This is a genomic window from Streptomyces sp. NPDC014676, from assembly GCF_043084105.1.
Taxonomy (GTDB): domain Bacteria; phylum Actinomycetota; class Actinomycetes; order Streptomycetales; family Streptomycetaceae; genus Streptomyces.
On record NZ_JBIBZI010000050.1, the window covers coordinates 1 to 1,111 of the forward strand.

Consider the following 1,111-nt stretch of genomic DNA (forward strand, 5'->3'; position numbering starts at 1 on the left):
ATCTGGCGACTACCGATCGGCTTCGGGTACGGCATGGGCGGAGAGCCCATGCCCCCTGCCTGGTACAACGTCCCTTACGTCATCGGGCTGACGATCCTCACCGAAATCCTCGCACTGCTCAGCTTCGGATTGGTCCGCCGCTGGGGCGAGGTCGTTCCCGACTGGGTGCCGAGGCTGGGCGGGCGACGCATCCCGCCGGCCGCCGCGATCGTCCCCGCAACCTTAGGCGGCCTCTTCTTCACCGCGCTCTGCATCCACTGGCTGTACGAAGCCGCTACCGCCGGCACGGCGGCCTGGCCGTACGACGAGGGCTGGGATGTCCTCGCGATGGCGATGAGCGGACTGATGAACCTGTGGGGTCCACTGCTTCTGGTTCTCACGTATGCCTATTACCGACGCCGCCGGACCTGATCCCAGTCTTCGGTGAGAATCTATGCCTGATTTGCAGCTTGCCGACGGTAATGGCTGGCCTGGGCTCGGGCCTGGTGGCGGCGTCTCCAGTCGGACCAGCCGAGCCGGTGGGAGAGGTCGGTCAGCGGCCGGACGGTGACGGTGAGGAACAGGTGCTGGATCTCGTTGCAGGTCAGCGGGGCCCGGTCGTCCGGTCCGGTGCAACGCCTGCGTTCGTCTGCACGGACGACGGCGAGAAAGGCATGAGCGAGCATGGCGAGGGTGACCCAGCGGCTCCAGGACGGGTAGCGGCGGACCTGGTGTTCATCGAGTCCGGCCAGGCCCTTCTCGGTCTGGAAGGTCTCCTCCACTCGCCACCTGGATCCGGCAGTCCTGACCAGGGTGCGCAACGGGACCGGCACGGTGGAATGGCAGCGGTAGTAGGCGAGTTCGCCGGTGGTTCGGTTGCGTCGGATCAACAGTTGACGGTGGCCTGGTGCCGGGTCGGTGAGATCGATGACGGCCCAGTCGTAGTAGCGGTGCCCCTTCCCGCCGCGTCCGGCGGACAGTTTCTGCCAGGCCCGCTTCGGGAGTTTCCTGGCCAACGCGTCGGCGCGGAACTTTCCTGCGCCGGTGGTCACATCAGCCGAGCAGGCCACCGCGAGGACATAGCCCAGGCCGCGTTTCTCCAGGGCCGCCCGCAATTTTGGGTTGCCGCCGT

At 66.9% G+C, this 1,111-nt stretch carries 1 protein-coding gene and 1 pseudogene; one reads left to right on the forward strand and one right to left on the reverse strand.

The genetic code is table 11. The annotated features are described in order from the left end of the window. On the forward strand, positions 1-411 hold a 411-nt coding region (locus ACF1DX_RS39030; RefSeq protein ID WP_391795884.1), incomplete at its 5' end, for a hypothetical protein. Between the two features lie 20 nt (positions 412-431). Here the strand turns inward: ACF1DX_RS39030 and ACF1DX_RS39035 are convergent. Beyond that, positions 432-1,111 (reverse strand): annotated as a pseudogene (locus tag ACF1DX_RS39035) (IS701 family transposase); the annotation flags it as partial.